Origin of the sequence: Pseudarthrobacter sp. NCCP-2145, from assembly GCF_023708005.1 — a bacterium.
Taxonomy (GTDB): Bacteria; Actinomycetota; Actinomycetes; order Actinomycetales; family Micrococcaceae; genus Arthrobacter; species Arthrobacter oxydans.
The window spans coordinates 234205-253715 of the sequence record NZ_BRCG01000005.1; the positions used below are offsets into that span (position 1 = coordinate 234205).

Annotated in this window: 16 protein-coding genes; 5 read left to right on the forward strand and 11 right to left on the reverse strand. The window is 61.7% G+C overall.

Annotated features, from left to right (window positions below):
- Positions 1–62: 62 nt before the first annotated feature.
- The 3 genes from NFU08_RS06555 to NFU08_RS06565 form a co-directional block, all read right to left on the reverse strand.
- Positions 63–200 carry a hypothetical protein gene (locus NFU08_RS06555; RefSeq protein WP_174178510.1) on the reverse strand — a complete coding sequence of 46 codons (138 nt, stop codon included), beginning with the start codon at positions 198–200 and terminating at the stop codon, positions 63–65.
- A gap of 581 nt (positions 201–781) precedes the next feature.
- Positions 782–1366, reverse strand: a complete 585-nt coding sequence (locus NFU08_RS06560) for a histidine phosphatase family protein (protein ID WP_102976429.1) — start codon at positions 1364–1366, stop codon at positions 782–784.
- Positions 1363–2886, reverse strand: a complete 1524-nt coding sequence (locus NFU08_RS06565; RefSeq protein WP_251421575.1) for a CCA tRNA nucleotidyltransferase — start codon at positions 2884–2886, stop codon at positions 1363–1365. Before NFU08_RS06565 ends, NFU08_RS06560 begins: the two co-directional genes overlap by 4 nt.
- Before the next feature lie 207 nt (positions 2887–3093).
- Between NFU08_RS06565 and NFU08_RS06570 the strand changes: the two genes are divergently transcribed.
- From NFU08_RS06570 to trxA, 5 genes are all read left to right on the forward strand, one after another.
- Positions 3094–3594 (forward strand): NUDIX hydrolase, encoded by a 501-nt coding sequence (locus NFU08_RS06570; protein WP_104186702.1) that lies wholly within the window; start codon positions 3094–3096, stop codon positions 3592–3594.
- Between the two features lie 71 nt (positions 3595–3665).
- Complete coding sequence (murJ, locus tag NFU08_RS06575; protein WP_251421577.1) at positions 3666–5843, forward strand: murein biosynthesis integral membrane protein MurJ; 2178 nt, start codon at positions 3666–3668, stop codon at positions 5841–5843.
- A gap of 165 nt (positions 5844–6008) precedes the next feature.
- The gene (locus NFU08_RS06580; RefSeq protein WP_251421579.1) at positions 6009–7586 is read left to right on the forward strand and encodes an ABC transporter substrate-binding protein; all 1578 of its coding nucleotides are present in this window, start codon (positions 6009–6011) and stop codon (positions 7584–7586) included.
- Positions 7587–7841: 255 nt separating this feature from the next.
- A complete protein-coding gene (gene trxB, locus NFU08_RS06585; RefSeq protein ID WP_251421582.1) occupies positions 7842–8798 on the forward strand; it encodes a thioredoxin-disulfide reductase in 957 nt (318 codons plus the stop codon).
- Positions 8799–8833: 35 nt separating this feature from the next.
- Positions 8834–9160, forward strand: a complete 327-nt coding sequence (trxA, locus tag NFU08_RS06590) for a thioredoxin (protein WP_174178520.1) — start codon at positions 8834–8836, stop codon at positions 9158–9160.
- Between the two features lie 4236 nt (positions 9161–13396).
- Here trxA and NFU08_RS06595 read toward each other — a convergent pair.
- The 8 genes from NFU08_RS06595 to rpmH all read right to left on the reverse strand — a co-directional run bounded on the left by NFU08_RS06595 (position 13397) and on the right by rpmH (position 19143).
- Positions 13397–14719 carry a ParB/RepB/Spo0J family partition protein gene (locus tag NFU08_RS06595; RefSeq protein WP_251421585.1) on the reverse strand — a complete coding sequence of 441 codons (1323 nt, stop codon included), beginning with the start codon at positions 14717–14719 and terminating at the stop codon, positions 13397–13399.
- A gap of 63 nt (positions 14720–14782) precedes the next feature.
- Positions 14783–15850, reverse strand: a complete 1068-nt coding sequence (locus NFU08_RS06600) for a ParA family protein (protein ID WP_285835577.1) — start codon at positions 15848–15850, stop codon at positions 14783–14785.
- 89 nt (positions 15851–15939) lie between these two features.
- On the reverse strand, positions 15940–16590 hold the full coding sequence (gene rsmG / locus NFU08_RS06605; RefSeq protein ID WP_251421588.1) for a 16S rRNA (guanine(527)-N(7))-methyltransferase RsmG: 651 nt from the start codon (positions 16588–16590) through the stop codon (positions 15940–15942).
- Positions 16591–16611: 21 nt separating this feature from the next.
- Positions 16612–17178, reverse strand: a complete 567-nt coding sequence (locus NFU08_RS06610; protein ID WP_174178526.1) for a R3H domain-containing nucleic acid-binding protein — start codon at positions 17176–17178, stop codon at positions 16612–16614.
- Positions 17178–18152, reverse strand: a complete 975-nt coding sequence (yidC, locus tag NFU08_RS06615; protein WP_104186681.1) for a membrane protein insertase YidC — start codon at positions 18150–18152, stop codon at positions 17178–17180. Before yidC ends, NFU08_RS06610 begins: the two co-directional genes overlap by 1 nt.
- 15 nt (positions 18153–18167) lie before the next feature.
- A complete protein-coding gene (gene yidD, locus NFU08_RS06620; protein ID WP_174178541.1) occupies positions 18168–18563 on the reverse strand; it encodes a membrane protein insertion efficiency factor YidD in 396 nt (131 codons plus the stop codon).
- A complete protein-coding gene (gene rnpA / locus NFU08_RS06625) occupies positions 18556–18966 on the reverse strand; it encodes a ribonuclease P protein component (protein WP_174178543.1) in 411 nt (136 codons plus the stop codon). The genes yidD and rnpA overlap by 8 nt, the downstream gene beginning before the upstream one ends.
- Positions 18967–19005: 39 nt before the next feature.
- Complete coding sequence (gene rpmH, locus NFU08_RS06630) at positions 19006–19143, reverse strand: 50S ribosomal protein L34 (RefSeq protein WP_003800212.1); 138 nt, start codon at positions 19141–19143, stop codon at positions 19006–19008.
- Positions 19144–19511 lie beyond the last annotated feature (368 nt).

The window sequence follows — 19511 nt, forward strand, 5'->3', positions numbered from 1 at the left end:
CGGTGCCTCCTGGCGAAGGTGCGTCTTTCGTGGCTGCCCTGGTCACCCGGGCGGCGCCTTCCCTAGCGGGTACCGCCGATCTGCTGGTGCATCAGGACAAAGACATCCTCGCGCTGCTTTTCCAGCAGGTCCTCGTTGAACTTCCTCCGGCTGCTGCGCCGTCCTTGGGCCGGCAGCAGGAGTTCTCGAAACTTTTTCATGGCCATCACCTCCTCTCCGTCCGGAGTTCGGCATGCATAAATGGGCACGGCAATTGAGCCCTTTTATGGTGTGTAAATCAGGGAATACGGCAGGGAATTATGGGCAGCACAAATATAATTACGCAGAAATTTGAACCGTTTTACCGCACCCCAGCACTAAAGCTGCATTACGCAGGAAAGAAGGGCAGAAGAATGCGAAAGGGAAAGTCCGTGGTCCCGCGGGAACGGTTTGGAAATGCTGCACCTGCACCGGGCCGGCGTCCTGCCGGACCGGGGCCCGCTGAGGGACGCTGCTGCCTGGGCTCCAGGCGGGAGTAGCGGCTAGGAGCCGGCGTAATCCTTAAAGGGGCGCGCAAAAGCATCAGGGGCCGGGGCAGCGGTGATGGTCATCTTCCATCCGCTAGTCAAAGTAATCATTTTCCCAACCTCCTTTTCTGCTCTGCCGCCGCACGGGCCTGGACCCGGCAGCGTGCGCCGCGATCCCGGCAGGACGCCCTGGGATCAGGAATAAAATTACACCACCGGCTGGACTATTGGCTACTTAATATCCAAAAATTGTCCAACTTATTTTGAAAACCTCTTTAGAGGCCCCATCGGACGATCGCAGGCGTCTTTTTATCCCACCCGAGAGTGCAGACTTTTGCGGTACCGAGAATGAAATGGCGGCCTTCGGTAGGCGGCAATTCCAGCCAGCGTGCGGTGAGGATCCTTGAGAAATGGCCGTGGGCCACAATCAGCACATTGTCCATGCCGGACTCGAGCACGCGCCCGATGATCTTGTCTGCCCTAGCCGCCACCTCGTCCAGCGTTTCGCCGTTGGGAACGCCGTGGGTCCAGATGAGGTAGTCCGGATTGTCCTTGCGGATCAGGTCGGAGCTGATCCCCTCGTAGTCGCCGTAGTTCCACTCAACCGCCAAAGGCTCGTGCTGGGCGTCGGGGAAGCCGGCAAGCTCGGCCGTACGTCGCGCACGCCTCAACGGCGAGGTGAGCACCAGGTCGAAGTCGACAGGATCCAGCACCTTCCGGGCCTCCACGGCCTGCTGTTCGCCCTCGACGGTCAGCGGAAGATCAGTGAGCCCGGTGTACTGGCCGCTCTTGGACCATTCCGTCTCGCCATGGCGAAGGATCCAGAGCTGGGGCCGGGGGGCAAGGGCAGGAATGGTCACTTGGACTCCTCAGAAGGGGACGGCTCGACGACGGCGGGCGGCATTCCAGCGTCGGGCGCCGAGGGTGCGGAAACGGCAGGTGCTGATTCCGGTTGCCCTGCCCACCAGCGGAGCAGCCGTGCTTCCGCTTCCTCCGCAGGCAGGGGACCGTTCTCCATCCGCTCACTGAGCAGGAATTTGTAGGCGCGCCCCACCACCGGACCGGGTTTGATGCCCAGCAGGGCCATGATCCGGGCACCGTCAAGGTCAGGCCGCACGGCATCCAGCGATTCCTGCTCGCGGAGCGCGGCGATGCGGGCTTCGAGGTCATCGTAGGCGAAGGCCAGGCGTTCGGCTTTCCGCTGGTTGCGGGTGGTGACGTCCGAGCGGGTGAGCCGGTGCAGCCGTTCCAGCAGCGGCCCGGCATCGGTCACGTAGCGGCGCACTGCGGAGTCGCTCCAGCCGGCGTCCCCGTAGCCGTAGAAGCGCATATGGAGCTCCACGAGGCGGGCCACGGCCTTGGTGGTGTCGTTGTCGAAACGGAGCGCCTTCATCCGTTTGGAGGTGAGTTTAGCCCCCACCATGTCGTGGTGCCGGAAGCTCACGGCGCCGCCCGGTTCAAAGCGGCGCGTTGCCGGCTTCCCGACGTCGTGCATTAATGCTGCGAAGCGCAGCACAAAGTCCGGCCCTGGCACCGGGCCCTCGCTGTCCGTCTCCAGCTCCGCTGCCTGTTCCAGGACCTGGAGGGAGTGCTGGTAGACGTCCTTGTGCCGGTGGTGCTCGTCCGATTCCAGCCGCAGCGCCGAAACCTCGGGCAGCACGAACTCGGCGAGCCCCGTGTCCACCAGCAGGTCCACGCCGACGCGCGGGCGGGCGCCGCAGATGAGCTTGACCAGTTCGTCCCGCACCCGTTCGGCGGAAATGATGGTGATCCGTTCGGCCATCTGCGTCATGGCCTGCCGGACGTCCTCGTGGACGGAAACCCCAAGCTGGGCGGCGAAGCGTGCCGCGCGCATCATCCGCAGCGGATCATCCGAGAAGGACGCTTCCGGCGCCCCGGGAGTGGCCAGCACGGACGCATGGAGGTCGCGTACGCCGCCGAAAGGATCCACCAGTTCCAGGGAGGGCAGCTTCAGGGCCATGGCGTTTATGGTGAAGTCCCGCCGGAGCAGGTCATCAGTCAGGGACGACCCGAAGGCCACTACTGGCTTGCGGGAATCGGGATCGTAAGCCTCCGCCCGGTAGGTGGTGATTTCGATCTGGAAGCCTGCCTTGCGCATGCCGATGGTTCCGAAGGCGCGGCCGATCTCCCAGTAGTTGTCCGCCCACTTCTTGATGAGGGCAACCGTCTGGTCCGGGGTGGCATCCGTGGTGAAGTCCAGGTCCGGGGAGCTCCGGCCCAGGAAAAGGTCACGCACCGGTCCGCCCACCAGTGACAGCTCGTGGCCGGCGTCCACGAAGCGCCGTCCGAGCTCCAGGACCACCGGGTCCACCTGGAAATCGACGGTCTGGGAATCAGTCTTGTGATGTGCGTAAGCCATAGTTACTTAAGCTTGTCAGAAACCAGCGCGTCGGCAGGCCAAAATACGGTCAAGATCGTGCGGAATCACTCCGCCGCCGGCAAAGTGCGTCATATGCAGTCCATGTTGGTGTCATGTTCCGGTCATCACGAACGGGCAACAGTCGTTAGAGTGGACTCCATGGCCCATCCAGTACCGAGCGCTCCAGGCAGGAGGACAAACGCACCATTGCCGTCGGCAATCGGTGCGCACGTTGCCCCTGCCCAGCATGCGGCACCGGCATCGCTGCCCACGGTTGAGGAAGTCTCTGCCGGCGGCGTTGTAGTGGACACGTCCGACGCCGAGTTGAGGGTTGCGATCATCGCCCGCCTTAACCGCGGCGGACGTTTGGAGTGGTGCCTTCCCAAGGGCCATCCGGAGGGCAAGGAAAACAACGAGCAGGCAGCGGTCCGGGAAATTGCCGAGGAAACCGGCATCGAGGGGGACATCCTCGCGCCACTCGGGAGCATCGACTACTGGTTTACGGTCAGCGGCCACCGGGTCCACAAGACGGTCCACCATTACCTCCTGCGGGCAACGGGCGGCGAACTGACCATCGAGAACGATCCGGACCAGGAAGCCGTGGACGTGGCATGGGTTCCCATCCAGGAGCTGGCCCGGAAGCTGTCCTTCCCCAACGAGCGCCGGATTGCCGACCTCGCCCGCGAGGTCCTCCCCGAGCACCTCTAGGACTGCAGGTTCCCGGGCGCAGGGCGCCTGCGTTGCGGCTTTAACTGCCTTCGGGTGAGACGATGAAGGCGATGTCAGCTACCAACTTTCCTTCCGATAAAGCCGGCCGGCCCGGCGATGCCGTCCCGGACGGCGTTCCCCCCGAGCCGGCGGGCCCGGACACCACCCCTGGCGCCGTGGCTGCCAGTGAAACCCGCTCCAGCGCCATCATGGCCGCCGGGACGCTTGTGTCCCGGTTCCTGGGCTTTGGCAAGACCTGGATGCTGGGCACGGCCCTTGGCCTGGGCTCCACCGTCAATGACACCTTCATCAACGCGAACAACCTGCCCAACCTGATCTTCCTGCTCGTGGCGGGTGGGGTGTTCAATGCTGTCCTGGTGCCGCAGATCATCAAGGCAAGCAAGGCTCCGGACAGGGGAGCGGACTACATCAGCCGGCTGCTGACGCTGGCTGTGCTGCTCCTGCTGGGCCTGACGGCGCTGGTGACACTGGCGGCACCCTGGGTCATTGAGCTGACGACGCAGGGATATACCCCGCAGCAGAAAGCGCTGGCCGTGGCCTTTGCTTTCTGGTGCCTGCCGCAGATCTTCTTCTACGGCCTCTACGCCCTCCTGACGCAGGTCCTGAACGCCAACGGAGCCTTTGGGCCCGCCATGTGGGCACCCATCCTTAACAACCTGGTGGCCATTGCCGGCCTGGGGATGTTCATCTGGATTTTTGGCGCCAACGAGGTGAATCCGCACACCCTGGACAACTGGGGCGACACGCAAACCCTCCTGGTGGCCGGGTTCTCAACCATCGGCGTGGTCTCTCAAACAGCCATCCTGATGATCCCCGTGATGCGGCTCAAGCTGGGGATCCGGCCGCGTTTCGGGTGGCGGGGGGTGGGACTGGGCCAGGCAGCCAGGCTGAGCGTCTGGACCCTGCTGACCGCCGCCGTCGGCCAGCTCGCCTTCCTGTACGTCATGCGCATTGCCACCATTCCCGGCGCCGAACGCATCCGGCTGCAGCAGGCGGGGGACCCCGCTGCCTATATGCTGCCAGGAAACGCCGTGCTGGAAGTGGCCAGCCAGCTGTACCTGCTGCCGCACTCCATCATTGCCCTGTCCCTGGCCACGGTGCTGTTCAACCGGATGACGCGGGCCTCCCAGGACGGCAACCGCGACGAGCTGCGCGATGCCCTCTCGCACGGCCTGCGGACCATGGCGGTGGCAACCGTGTTCGGTGCTCTGGCGCTGTTTGCCCTGGCAGGTCCCTTGGGCATGTTCTTCTCGGGCGGGCTCCGCCAGGACGGCGTGATGCTGGCCCAGACGCTCACTATCCTGGCTCTGAGCACGCCGTTCATGAGCGCCAACTTCATGATGTCCCGGGTGTTTTACGCAAACGAGGACGCCAGGACACCCTTCTACGTCCAGCTGCTCCTGGCCGTTGTCTACGTGGCCGGGGCGTTCGCCATCCAATTCCTGCCCGTCACGCAGATCATCTACGCCATCGCGGTCCTCTACATGGTGGGCAACATCCTCTCCGTGGTCATCAGCGCCTGGTTCCTGCGGCGCCTCCTGGGTCACCTGGACGGGCCACGAATCGCCAACTCCTACATCCGCATGGGGTACGCAGCGCTTGGTTCGGCCATCGCCGGAGCCGGTGCCCTGTGGCTCCTGGGAAGCTACAGTCCGGACGGCTTTGCCTGGCGCGACAGGCTGACAGCCCTGATCACCGTCGTCGTGGTGGGTCCCATCATGCTGGTGGCCTACTTCTTCCTCCTCAAGCTGTTCCGGGTTTCCGAACTGCGCGACCTGCTCCGTCCCCTCCTCGGCCGGCTGGGGCGCGGCGGACCTGCCGCACCTCCGGCTGGAGGCGGGACCCCGCCGTCGGACTCTTCCCCCGGTTCCGGCCCAGATTCGCCGTCTGGTTCACCGACCGGTGGACGCCAGCACCCGGAACGTGCCACCACATCCGTGGACACAGGCCTCATCCCAAGGATTTCCGGTGAGTTCGATGCCGTCTCCTTCAGGGCCGGGCCGGCCCCGGAACAGGAGGCGCCCGGGCGGGGGGTGCGTGGGAAGGAATCGCTCGACGGCGATGGCCCGCCAACGTCCGACGGCGACTACCTCCCCGGGGAGGACCAACCCAACACGGCACGGGGTGGCTTCCTGCGGGAGCAGATCCCCCTTCCAGGGCGCCGCACCTTCCAGGGGAAGCCCGGCGAGAACCCCCATTTCAAGCCGAGGAAACCCCGGAAGAAGTGACGTTCCCGCGGTTTCCGGCTGCCGTCGTCCAAGGTGGAAGGGACGCAATCGGCTAGGATCGGAAGGGTACAGGGGTAGTTGCATCCAGGGGTCAGGCGCCCGCCGGCTCCTGGACGGTGGTTGCATCATTCAAGCCGGCAATCCCGGACAGTCTAGGAGGAACACGTGTCCAACCCGATCGATGTCGGATCAGTACTGGGCGGCCGCTATAAGGTCACTGCCACGGTATTGGCCTCGCACGACCACGATCTGGTGCTGGACGGTGTGGATCAGGTTCTGAACCGTCCCGTCAGCATACTGGTGGCCGGACCCGGCAACACCGAACAGGTTGCCCAGAGTGCCCGCGAAGTAGCCACCGGGGAACGTCCCGGCACCGTCCAGGTCCTGGACCTCGGCATGAGCGAGGCAGCCACCTACCTCATCACCAACCACACCTCCGCAGCGGATCTGCTGGACCTGGTGGTGGCCTCCAACCCACCCTACGTGGAACCGTTTTTCACAGACACCCTGGGAAGCGAAATCTTTGGCCAGCCACGGTCGAACGAGCCGGAACCCTACGACGATGAAGACCATGTGGAAGCCGGCTACATCAACTACGCGGACAACCACCCCAGCCAGGTGGATCCCTACCGGGCAGCACCGGCCGTTCCGCCGAAACCGCCGGTCCGTCCTGCTGCCGCGCCTTCCGCTGGACGCCCGTCCAACGGGGCCTCCGCTGGTGGCGGGGCAACAGCATCCGGTGGAGCCCTTGCTGCGGGAGGAACCGCAGCTGCGGCCGCTGCCGCCGGCTCCGGAACCGACCGTTCTGCACGCCCGGAGGAGGAGCACCAGACCGCCCACACGCCGGCAGCAGGCCACACTCAAGGATCTCCCGGCTCACCTGCGGGTAAGCCCAAGGTTTCCCTGTGGTCCGATGACGATTACGCGCACGCTGAAGAGCATGCCCCGGTGGAATCGCCGGTCGACGACGAACCAGAGGCCAAGAAGAAAAAATCCTCCGTTTTCGCACGGTCGGCCGCGCCCGCAGCTGCCGCCGGCGCAGCCGTCCCCGATCAGGGCGGTTATGACGACGACGACCGTGACGAACCTGCCCGCGAGCCCCGCTCCATGCGCTGGCTGGTGGGTGGACTGCTGGCCGTGGTGCTCATTGCCGGCCTGGTATTTGCCGTCACCAACCTGGGCAGCCTGTTCTCCTCACAGCCCCAGGCAGTGCCCACGGCACCCGGGACAAACGGCAACGCTCCCGAAGCCACCTCGGCTCCGACGCAGGAACCCACAACGGCACCGCCGGCAGCGCCACCGGCCATCGAGAGCATCACCAGGCAGGGCAACTTCGACTTTGCCGCCACCTTTGATGGCGACCTCGTCAGGGCGTACGACGGCAACGCCGCGAGCTTCTGGTCAGACATGGAGTTCGCCACGGAGAACTGGGGCGGATTGGCACCCCAGGGCGTGCCCCTGGTAGTGAAGCTCGAGAACCCGGCCCGGGTCTCCTCCATTACCCTTTCGCAGCTTGGTGGCTCCGGTGGCAACATCACCGTCTACACCAACGACCGTCCTGCACTGGATGGGGCTAAAGCGGTAGGGACCAACAGCTTCACCTCAACCGACCTGACCATGCCATTGGCGGAGCCGGTGGAGGCCGAGTATGTGATCGTCTCCATCAACTCCCTGCCGCGGCTGGCTGCTCCCAAAACCCGCTACGGATTCGGCATCCGGCTCGCGGAGATCAAGGTCCAGTAAACAGGCTCCTCCGGGCTGCAGCTTTCGTACCGGCTCTGGCCGTCATCAGCGCGGAAATCTGGACAAACCCTGCAGCAGGCGGCGTGCCCCTGCCGGGACGGTAACCTTGAAAGAGCGCCTATGGTGACGGCGGCCTGCCGTGTACCGGTGGTCCACCATGTCCTGGCGCCGGAATAATCAGCAACACGCAGCAGTTGTGCCATGTGGCCGGCCTCCACGAGGGGCGCGTCAACCAAGGAAGAGGTTCACCGTTCAGTGACCATCGCAGAAAACACCGCGTCCGATGTACGTGATGTCATCATTGTCGGTTCAGGCCCGGCCGGTTACACGGCAGCTGTCTACACAGCACGTGCCAACCTGAAGCCGCTGATGCTTGCCGGCTCCGTCACTGCCGGCGGCGAACTCATGAACACCACAGACGTTGAGAACTATCCGGGCTTTCCGGAAGGGATCATGGGTCCAGACCTGATGGAGAACTTCGAGAAGCAGGCTGTCCGTTTTGGCACGGAGATCCAGTTCGAGGACGTTACAAGCCTTGAGCTTGAAGGGCCGGTAAAGACGGTCACCATCGCGACCGGTGAGAGCTTCAAGGCGAAGGCCGTCATCCTTTCCACCGGATCTGCCTACCGCGAATTGGGCCTGCCGAACGAAAAGCGTCTCTCCGGACACGGCGTTAGCTGGTGTGCAACCTGCGATGGTTTCTTTTTCAAAGATCAGGACATTGCCGTGATCGGCGGTGGCGACTCCGCCATGGAGGAGGCCCTGTTCCTCACCAAGTTTGCCAGGACGGTCACGGTTGTGCACCGCCGGGACTCCCTCAAGGCTTCCAAGATCATGGCTGACCGTGCCCTGGCCCACGAGAAGATCAGCTTTGTCTGGAACAGCACTGTGGACGACGTCATCGGCGAGGACAAGGTCACCGGGCTGAAGATCAAGAACCTACTTGACGGCAGTATTTCGGATCTCGCAGTAACAGGCGTGTTCGTTGCGATTGGCAACGACCCGAGGACCGAGTTGGTCAAGGACATCCTGGACCTTACTCCTGAGGGCACCATCGCCGTCGAAGGACGCAGCTCGAGAACCAGCATTCCCGGAGTGTTTGCAGCCGGTGACGTGGTGGACCCCACCTACCGCCAGGCGATCACCGCTTCCGGCTCCGGCTGTGTAGCGGCAATTGATGTTGAGCACTACCTCGCAGACTTGCCCGCGTAATTACCGCCACGATACCCGAAGAGAGAGATCAGGTTATGAGCAACGCAAAAGACGTAACAGACGCAAGCTTCAGCACGGACGTATTGTCCTCCGACAAGCCGGTAATCGTTGATTTCTGGGCTGAATGGTGCGGCCCCTGCCGCAAGCTCGGTCCCATCCTGGATGAGATCTCGGTCGAGTACAGCGAAAAGGTGGATGTCGTGAAGGTAAACGTGGACGATAACCCCGCCATCGCCGCAGAATACGGCATTACGTCGATCCCGGCCGTGTACCTCTTCCAGGGTGGAGAAGTGAAGAACACGGTCATCGGTGCCAAGCCGAAGCAGTTCTTCGAAAAAGAGTTCGCGGACGTCCTGTCCTGAGCGTGCACCTGCTCGGATGAGTCGAGCTTGGAAAAGTGGCCACTGCACATGCGGTGGCCGCTTTTTTGTGCACGCGCGGCCCGCTATTGACGTCTGCGCGTACCGGACAACTCATTACTGAGCAAAGATTCCCGCCTAGACCGGGCGGCTGGAGTAGTAGGCAGGTTTCACGTGAAACGTTTGCCTGCCCGTAGCTGCCTCGATACCGCCAAAAAATATGGGAGTTGAGAATACCGGGCCGAGGGCGTCCAATAGGGGCTCCACAGTGCCACTCTCTAGCTAGCCGGGACCAAAGACGTGCATCAGAAGCTCTTTCAGCCAGCCGGCGTCTGCACGATATTGACTGCACGCTCAAATCACTAACAAGCGCGCTCTAGCGACAGTTCAGCAGTCAAAATGCTTCTACATCTGAGGTATGGAGACAGGCGTACGACCATGCGGGATTGCGCCGCGGTGGGCGGGGCAGCGCTGCGGTTCGCGGGACTCTCGGAACGCGTATCCCTACAGGGCACAATGGAGGACGGATCGGACATTCTGATGCAGACGCCTCAGGAGGTGACGGTGTACCGGGCGGGGGGCGCAGTGCTGGCGCAGTGGTCGGACCGTTTCACGTGAAACACACGAGGACCACAGAGTTCTACGCGTACATGCTCCGACGTGGGACCGTTTCACGTGAAACATGGAGCAACGTTTCCCCGGCATCAGCAACCCCTAAGTCTTCCGCTCCAAAGGCTATCCTGCACCCCGAATTTCGTACTGTGTGAACTCTCATTTGCAGGTCTCGCCCCTGAGTTGCCGTCGATAATGGCGGCCTGGCAAAACTCTCATCCGGCCCGGATTGGGCCTCCACCATGCGGCTTCTCGCAGTCTGGGCCGGCCCAGCGTAGCGGGCTGAGTTCACGATCTTCTAAAAACAAGCTCAAGTCCGGCAACAGCCGCGCGCGGAGCGTCGCAGAAGTCGGTGGTCAGTAACGACACTCGTAGCAGTGGCAGAAACGCAGCAGGCCAGCCAGAGTTGTGTCTTGGTTACCCATTACGGTCACTCTCCCGGTGTAGATGCGGCAGTGAGCATGTTCCTGGATTGATCCAGTGAACGAATCCCTGCCCGACGAATGTTGCGCCCGAACGATATCGTGCCCACCAGATCTCCCGCACTGCCCGGCTTCGGAAGGTCGGTGCGCCCATCGACCTATGAGGAGGGCATACTCGCGTCCGCAGGAACAACGCCCACTATGCAAACGGCTAATCGTCTGAACACGTTGATCCCACGTCTGTGGAAGCAGGTGGTGACGCATATGAGCCGACCAGGCTAGCTGGCACCCGAATCACTACCACGAGCCCGCCGTCAACAACTGCAATCCAAAGTCGGTCGCAAATGATGAGTACTCGGGACGCCGTTTCACGTGAAACATGCGCGGTAGCGTGGGCCACGCGGTTGTTAGGGCCTCATGTTGTTACCGAAACCAGGAAGTGGAGATAGCAACACCGTTGTCCAGACGATAGCGCGTCCAATCGCGCATTGAACTGGGGGATACGCTAGCACTCGGCGACATAGCGTGGACTGTAGCGCTGCACCTCACATAGGCTCGTGCCCAGAGACTCTTCCTGGCCGGTTCCTCTGAACTCAAGCGCAACATTAGGCACAGAAGATCAGTTACGGGTTAGTGGAGCTGACTCGCTTGCCTTCCACCGACAAGGGACCCCTGATCGAAGTCATTGGCGGCAGACCTATGGCAGAACGATTGAGATCCTCCAGCTTCTGCGCCTGGGCGGAGAAGCAGGAGGGCTGATCCGTGCATCGCTTGATGTCTGACGAGGTGATATGAGCTGACCGCTTCATGGATCAACAGGACGGGGCTGTGGCCACGCAGTCCAAGGACCAATAATGTGCCGGACAAAGGGGAAGAATTAGGTATCCAGGAGAGATCTCAGGGGCGCAGACTGCTGCTGGATATCCACAATCTTTTCCACAGCCGAAGAACTCAATATTCACAGGGATATCCACAGGCTTGGAAGGGCCACGCCAGCTCTGCCGCGGCTTGGATGCTCGCGGCCCACTCTCGATCCAGCGTATCTCCTCATGCTTTAGCGTCCGACCACCTCGGTAACTGCACATTAAACTGCCCTAGAGGGCCTGTCCGGTTGCACGAAAGTGCGCTACTTAGGCTGATTTCCAGCCGGTGCGACATGCGGCTCGTTGCCGGCCCACTATGTTTCACGTGAAACAGAGGCAAGCCGGCTTGCCGTACGTCCATAGGTGCCTACAGGAAGGTCCTACCGACTCCTCGGAGCGTTGTTCTGCGGGCGCGAGGAGCCGGTCCTCCCGTCCAATCACCCACAAAGTTATCCACAGCGTTATCCACGGCCCATCGCTGCCCGGTCTGAGCGGGCTCACTCATAGCTCAGCACGCCCATTTGACCACTCGTGCTGGCATTCAGACCTACCCAACAGATACAAACAAGCATCGACCTTCAATTGGCGGCGTACGGCGCAAATATCGAGGCCATCATTTCGCGACCAGGGCTATGAGCCGCAGACCACAGGGGAGTACGTCGACGGTATGCGCGTGAACCAAGCGCAAGACACGCCGCCTGGCAGACTCCACGTGGGTCGTGGCGTTACACCTGCCGATGGACAGGCTTTAGACAATTCTCCCTAACCAGTTCGTTCGGCACATGCGCACCCCCGACGCTCAGATCGCCGGCACACGGCACATCCGCGGACATGAGCTCGTGGAGGTTTGCGGTGAGGGTCGTTCAGGTTCGGGTTACATTCAAGGCTGATCATCGACATGGAGGTCGTGAGGTTTACGACCTGTCGTTCTGCGGGTGAAGATGCCTGCCCGATCATGCCCAGGGGAAAACGTCGGCCCATGTCTGTGTCATTATGACTGCTCAGTCGCAGCTGGACGTCTCTGGCGGTCGGCGGTCGTATTTTTGGTCCCAGTCGCAGGAGCCGGCCCGGAATACGCCGCATTTTCAGTCCTTCGGCCCCAGCACTAGGTGGTGCTCACTGTTTCACGTGAAACGCATGGAACGGGATTCAAAGGCCCATGCTCGCATTTGATTGTTCTTCTGCATGCAACGGCCCGTGTTGGCAGGCCGTTGTGGTTCTGGGTATCGGCTTGCACGGGCTCGTCATGCAAAGGGGTAGCTGGCCCTTCACGGCCCTATATCAGGCCAACAGGGACCTCCTCTGGGGCACTGGAGCCAGGGGAGACGGATCCGCGCTTGATCACGCGCTTATCTACAACATTGACGTCCTGACGGGCCGCCTGCAACTCCCGCCAGTGCTGCCGGAGCTGCTCCCAAGCCCCTCAAGTCCGAGGCATTACACAAAGTGCCTGAATGATGCGAAGGGCTCTTTCTCTCTTAGGCCAGACTTGGCACCGCTGATGCCAAATGCGGCAGTAGCGGAAATGACGACGATCACGGACGTGCAAAGAAGAGCGTGCAGAAATTGAGAGCACCGAACTGATCAGCAGCCCGCTGACGTGCAGCGTTGACAAACCTGTTTCACGTGAAACGTAAAGGACATACGGCCTTCCTTGAATCTCGTATAGGTGTGGGGTTCGAGTACCTCTCATCGCCCACACCTACCCAGGCTCAGAGCCCTGTTTCTAAGGGTTTCTTTGGGCGCAATTCGGGCCGCATCGGCTGCTGAACCCACGAGATGGGAATTTGGACTGCGTCGCTCTACTTCCAGCGGGACTTGCATCGAGAACAAGAAGGCGACTCCAGGGAAAAAGCCACGTACTTTCTGTGTGCCTAGACTCAACGAAGACGAGCCGACTCGAAAGGACCCAATCCTCCGGCCCGCCGTTTCACGTGAAACGTTACTGTCCCGTGCAGAGAACTTCAGCTTAAGAATAGAACTTGAGTGGGTGGGCATTCCGAGGATTGATTCCCGTAAACTGAACTGGCCGTTGAGCCCGAATGGGCGGACCAGTCAGCACCAGGTGTCTGAGACTTCAGGATAGCCCCCAGCCGCATGTCTCTCAGCCGTAGAACCTAGTGGCGGGACGGAGGCACAACCAAATCCTCGCAAGGCCGTGACAACGTATCAGCAGCTCTGTACAGCTTCCCATGCCCCTCGAGTCGATCCACAAGACTCGATGGTGGGTCATAAGTTTGGGATGTGACGATCTTCTACCCTTATCGGGTCTCACGGGAAAGGCCACGGATACACGTAGGGCCCGATTCGGAGTGAATCGGGCCCTACTGAAAATCATCCTGCTAGCCGGACTGGCCCGGAGCCAGGACCTCCATAATGCGATTGAGGTCTTCGACGCTCGCGAATTCAATGCTTACTTTGCCCTTACGGACACCAAGGGAGATCTTGACATTCGTATCAAGCCGGTCCGAAAGCGACGACGCCAAGTAGTCGAGGCGCTCATGTCGGGCCCCTGGACGGGGGATGTTGTTCTTCGCCGGCTTTGCCGGATCCTGGTACAGCGTCACGGCTTCTTCGGTGGCACGAACCGACATACCCTCCGCAACAATCTTCTGGGCCAGTCGCTCCATCGCCGCGGCGTCAGGAAGCGCCAGGAGGGCGCGGGCGTGGCCAGCTGAAAGGACGCCGGCTGCCACCCGGCGCTGTACCAGCGGGGGCAGTTTGAGGAGACGCAGGGTGTTCGAGACCTGGGGGCGGGATCTTCCGATGCGGTCAGCCAGTTGCTCATGGGTAGTTCCAAAGTCCTCCAGGAGCTGCTGGTAGGCGGCAGCTTCTTCCAGGGGGTTTAGCTGGCTGCGGTGCAGGTTTTCGAGCAGTGCATCCCGAAGCAGATCGTCATCAGTGGTGTCACGGACGATCGCGGGGATAGTTTCGAGGCCAGCGGCCTGTACTGCCCTCCACCGGCGTTCACCCATAACGAGCTCAAACGGTTCGCTACCATCTTCGGTTGACTTCCGAACCACAATTGGCTGGAGCACGCCGATTTCGCGTACCGAGTGGACGAGCTCCGCCATGTCGTCTTCATCGAAGACAGAGCGGGGCTGTTTGCGGTTGGGGTGGATGTCGCCGACTGGAATCTCGGCAAACCGCACTCCCGGTACCTCGACCAGGTCCACGCCGTCATCATCCCACCCACGGGATTCCGATCGACCGCTGGACGTAGCCGCGGACGCCGCGGCTTCAGGCATGCCGGTCGTCGGCTCCTGGCCGGTGTCAGCGGCATCGTCTGTTGTGACGGCCGAGGTGGCCGCGGCCTCCGTTTTTGCCTTCGCTGAAGTGCTGGGCCCGGCTGCCGGGGTTCCAGCAGCTGTTCCCTTCCCTGCAGCGGACTTCCCTGCAACGGACTTCGCCGGCGTGGATTTAGCCGGGGAGGATGTGGATGAAGAGGACCGGGAGGACTTAGCCGCCGCAGGCTTGTCCGCTGCGGGCTTCGACGATGGGGCCTCAACGGCCTCCTCTGAAGGTTCCGTCTTCTTGCGTCCCTCAGGGAAGAAGAGATCTACCGGACGCGAGACGGTTGTGGCGGTACCCGACCCGTTGGCGGCGGCGGAACTTGGAATCAGCGCACCCAGACCGCGGCCCAGGCCGCGTCGTTTCTCGCTCATTGGTAATCCCTCCAGTGGTAGAGCCAGGCGTTGCCAGGCTCCAGTCGTTGCAGTTTGAAGATTTTAGCGCTCTGCTATTTCAGCAGCGGCTTCCAGGTAAGACAGGGCTCCACTGGAGGAAGGGTCGTAGGTCATGACCGTCTGCTGGTAGCTCGGTGCTTCCGAGATGCGCACCGATCGTGGAACCACAGCAGAGAGGACCTGATCCGGGAAGTGCTGGCGTACCTCGGCCGCAACCTGGGCTGCGAGGTTGGTACGGCCGTCGTACATGGTCAAAAGGATCGTCGACACCACCAGGTCAGCATTCAGGTGCTTCTGGATCATCTCGATGTTCTTGAGCAGCTGGCTCAGTCCCTCGAGTGCGTAGTACTCGCACTGGATCGGGATGAGTACTTCGTTGGCTGCGCAGAAAGCGTTGACGGTCAGCAGCCCAAGGCTCGGCGGGCAATCAATGAAGATGTAGTCGAGCCGCTGCTCGCCGTTCTTTTCACGGGTCTTGGCATAGACGTCAATAGCGCGGCGGAGCCGCTGTTCACGTGCCACGAGGGAGACCAGCTCAATCTCCGCGCCTGCCAGGTGGATGGTTGCGGGCGCGCAGATCAGGTTCCCGATGTCAGGGCACGGTGCCACCACGTCCGCGAGGGGTACGTCGTTGATCAGGACGTCGTAGATGCTGTCCACGTCCGCGTGATGTTCGATTCCCAGGGCGGTGGAAGCGTTGCCTTGAGGGTCAATGTCGATGACCAGGACATTGAGTCCAGCCGCCGCCAGTGCCGCGGCAATGTTCACCGTGGTGGTGGTCTTTCCCACCCCACCCTTTTGGTTGGAAACCGTAAAGACGCGTGTGTTCTCGGGCCGCGGCAGCTGGCGGCCTACCAGGCGTTCACGGCGCTTGGTTTCATGCGCCAGCTCTCGGGCAATGGGGCTGGAATCATCGATTGCATCAATAACGTTGGATCTACCGCCAGCGGTTGTTTCACGTGAAACGGCTGCTGATTTCGCGGCGTTCGAAACCCGTTCCGGGTGGATTCCGCCCCTGCCCGGCGTCGCGACAGGACCAGCGACAGAACGTGCTGACCCCAAAGACACAAACGGGGGGATCCGTTGTGTGGAGGCTTCACTACTGGTCACTGGGGCACACTCACTCTCGTTCAGCCAAATTTGCTGCCGTTGTCTAGCCTAACTGCTGGACCCGCCAGAGTTAGGCCACCGGGCCCGAACTAGGCCTTCTTTTGGGACTTGTTTACAACGATGCGAACCACGGTGGTGGGTTCCTCCAAGAGGTGCTCACCAACCGTGAGAACGGACGTTTCGACGCCCCCAAGCTTTCGGATCGTCTTCGCGGCTTTCTCGATCTCCTCGGCGGCGCTGCGGCCCTTGATGGCCACCACTTCGCCCTTGCCCGCAAGAAGCGGGATGGTCAGGCCAGCAAGGTTGCTGAGGGCCGAAACAGCCCTGGCCGTCACCACATCCGCCTCGACGTGCCCCACGGCCAGTTCGGCCCGGGTCCGCATCACGGTGACGTTGTCCAGGCCCAGGTCGTCAACAACTTCCTGGAGCCAAATCACCCTGCGTTCCAGCGGCTCGATGAGGGTCAGCTCCAGGTCCGGCCGGGCAATTGCCAGGCACAGCCCGGGCAGGCCTGCACCGCTGCCGACGTCAGCAACGTGGCTCCCCTCGGGGATCTCACTCTCAATGACGGCGCAGTTAAGGACGTGCCGGCTCCAGAGGCGGGGGATCTCCCGCGGCCCGATGAGGCCGCGCTCCGTGCCGGAGGTCGCCAGGTGTTCAACATAGCGTTTAGCCAGGTCCAACCGGTCGCCGAAGATCTTCTCCGCGGCCGAAAGCTCAGCTGGCGTAATGTCAACCATGGTTAGCGGATCAGCCATTCTCTACTCGGCGGATACAACGATGTGGCGTCCGGCGCCTTCGCCCTCGGACTCACTGACCAGTCCCAGGTCGGCAACGGCATCGTGGACGATTTTCCGCTCGTAGGCGCTCATCGGTTCCAGCGCCACCGGCTGGCCGCTTTCCTTCACTGAAGCTGCGGCGTCCTCGGCAACCTTCTGCAGGTGGCCGGTACGCTCCTGCCGGTAACCGTTGATATCCAGTACCAGCCGTGAGCGGTTCTCCGTCGCGGACAGCACAGAAAGCCGCGTCAGTTCCTGAAGGGCTTCAAGGACTTCGCCGTCCTCACCCACCAGGCTGTCCAGGGCGTCAGACTCTTCCTCGGTCACGATGGAGATGTAGGTGCGTCCGTTGCGGACCTCAATGTCGATGTCACCATCGATGTCGGCAATGTCCAGCAGCTCCTCGAGGTAGTCCGCAGCCACGTCCCCCTCTTCCTCCAGGCGGCTGGCTGAGGAAGCCTTGGGCAGGGAAGCTTCCCCGTTCTCGGAGACGTCCTGATCGTCGATGATCTCCTCGGACAGGGCGTGTTCGGTGCTCTCGGCAGACATTACTTCTTCTTCCTGTTCTTGCGTTGTGGCTGGATACGCTGGCCCTTTGCCTGGGCCACGGCCGCGGCGGCAGCAGCGGCGTCGGCTGCCTCATCCTTCTTGCCGCCCAGGATGGGGAGGGCCGGAAGGCCCTTGGCAGCCCGGCGCTCGGCGAGGGCCTTTGCAGCGGGGGATCCCGGCGTCGGCATGCGGCGGATCACGAAGAACTGCTGTCCCATGGTCCACAGGTTGGTGGTGGTCCAGTAGATGAGGACACCGATCGGGAAGTTGATGCCGCCAACACCGAAGACAATCGGCAGGATGTAGAGCATCATCTTCTGCTGGCGCATGAACGGGCTGGCCATGGCTTCTTCGGACATGTTCTTGGCCATGATCTGCTTCTGCGTAATGAACTGCGAGGCAGTCATGGCGAGGATCATGATGATGGAGAGGATCCAGACGGCGGTCAGGTTCCCTTCACCGCCGTGCAGAAGGGACGCGGAAAGCGTGGCCCCGAAGATGGTGGAGTCGTCAAACTGTTCCACCTGGCCGTGGCTCATCGCACCAATGCCCTCGCCGCGGTCCCTCGCCGTCGAAATGCCGGACAGCACGGTGAACAGCGCGAAGAAGAACGGCATCTGGATCAGCATGGGAAGGCAGGCCGAGAAGGGGTTGGTCCCGTGCTTCTTGTACATGGCCATCTGTTCCTGAGCCATTGCCTGGCGGGACAGCTGGTCGGTCTTGCCCTTGTACTTGTCCTGGAGTTTCTTGAGGTCGGGCTGCAGCAGCTGCATGCCGCGCTGGGCCTTGATCTGCTTGACGAACACGGGAATCAGGGCGGCACGGATCACCAGCACCAGGCCGATGATGGACAGCGTCCACGTCCAGCCGGAAGCTTCCGGCAGCCCAATGGCAGTCAGTCCCTCATGGAATCCCACCATGATGATGGACACAAGCCATTTGAACGGAAACATGATTGTTTCAAAGAAGTCCATACTTATCCCTATTCGTCAGGCCGCACTGCGGCCTTCTCCATCAGTCCGAGCAGCCAGGTACTTGTCCGGGTTGTTCAGCACAACAATTGTGGGGGTCTGGTGCTCAGGCCATTCCCGATGGCCGGCGGGGACGTGGTCCACACCGCCGGCGTTCCATGGATGGCAGCGGCCAAGGCGCCGGACAGCGAGCCAGCTTCCCTTGACGGCGCCATGGACAGTGACAGCTTCGAGCGCATAGGCCGAGCAGGAGGGAAAGAACCGGCACACCTGGCCGTACAAGGGGGAAATCACCTTGCGGTAGGCCTTGAGAAGAAGAATGAGAATATTCCGGGGCAGGTTCCACAGGAACAGCCCCACGGCTGCAGCACCACGTTGGAGGGAAGTAACGACGACGGCGGTGGCGTTACGCACGCGGTGTCCCCTCCTGTGTTGTACCGGCCGAATCCTTGGCAGCAGCCCTTGCAGGGCGGCCGGCCAGCCGGACCATCGTCGATTCCAATGCGGCATTGTAATCCGACAGCAGCTGGTCCCAGCTGGCAGTTGCGGACGCAGGAAGCGCCCGGACCACTATGGCAAACCCGGTACCGTGCTCGCGCAGCGAGGCAGCACCTGCTTCTCTCAGTCTCCTCTTAACGAGGTTCCTGACCACAGCGTTCCCTACACTCTTGGAAACGATGAACCCGATCCGGCTGGGTTCGTCAGCAGCAATGGCTGCCGTATATAACACTACGTTCCGGCGTCCATTGCGGACACCGGAACGTACAGTTGTTGAAAAATCGGATGCAGTCCTCAAACGGTTACGGGTGGCCAGCACCTTAAACTCGCAAAGAAATGTCTACCGACGAGTCAGTATTTAGGCCGACAGCTCGGTGCGACCCTTGCCACGACGGGCTGCCAGGATGGCACGGCCGGCACGGGTACGCATACGAAGGCGGAAGCCGTGCTTCTTGGCTCGACGGCGGTTATTCGGCTGAAAAGTCCGCTTGCTCACGTTAGTTACTCCAGTGGATCAAAGGTGCGCCCACCCGATCAGTAATGGGGAAGAACTGGCCGACGCTAAGTTTTGTATATGCACGCTATCCCCCGGCTGCCCAAGCGCACTGCGCCTGGGAGATTCAGATGGGGCCAAAAAGCGGACACAAAGGACTTCACAACGTTAGGGCAATTTAAGCCCCCGAGTCAAACCGGAACCCCTTCTGGCCGCTATCCCCAGCTGTGCCTAACCTGCCCCCGGAGCCTGTGGATGAAGTGGCTCACAGCCCCTTTTCCGAACCACACCGGTGTAATTATCCACAAGCTACTTGCCAGCTATCTTCTAGGCTTTTCATCCCCTAGAGTGGCCCAGTAGCCGATTATCCA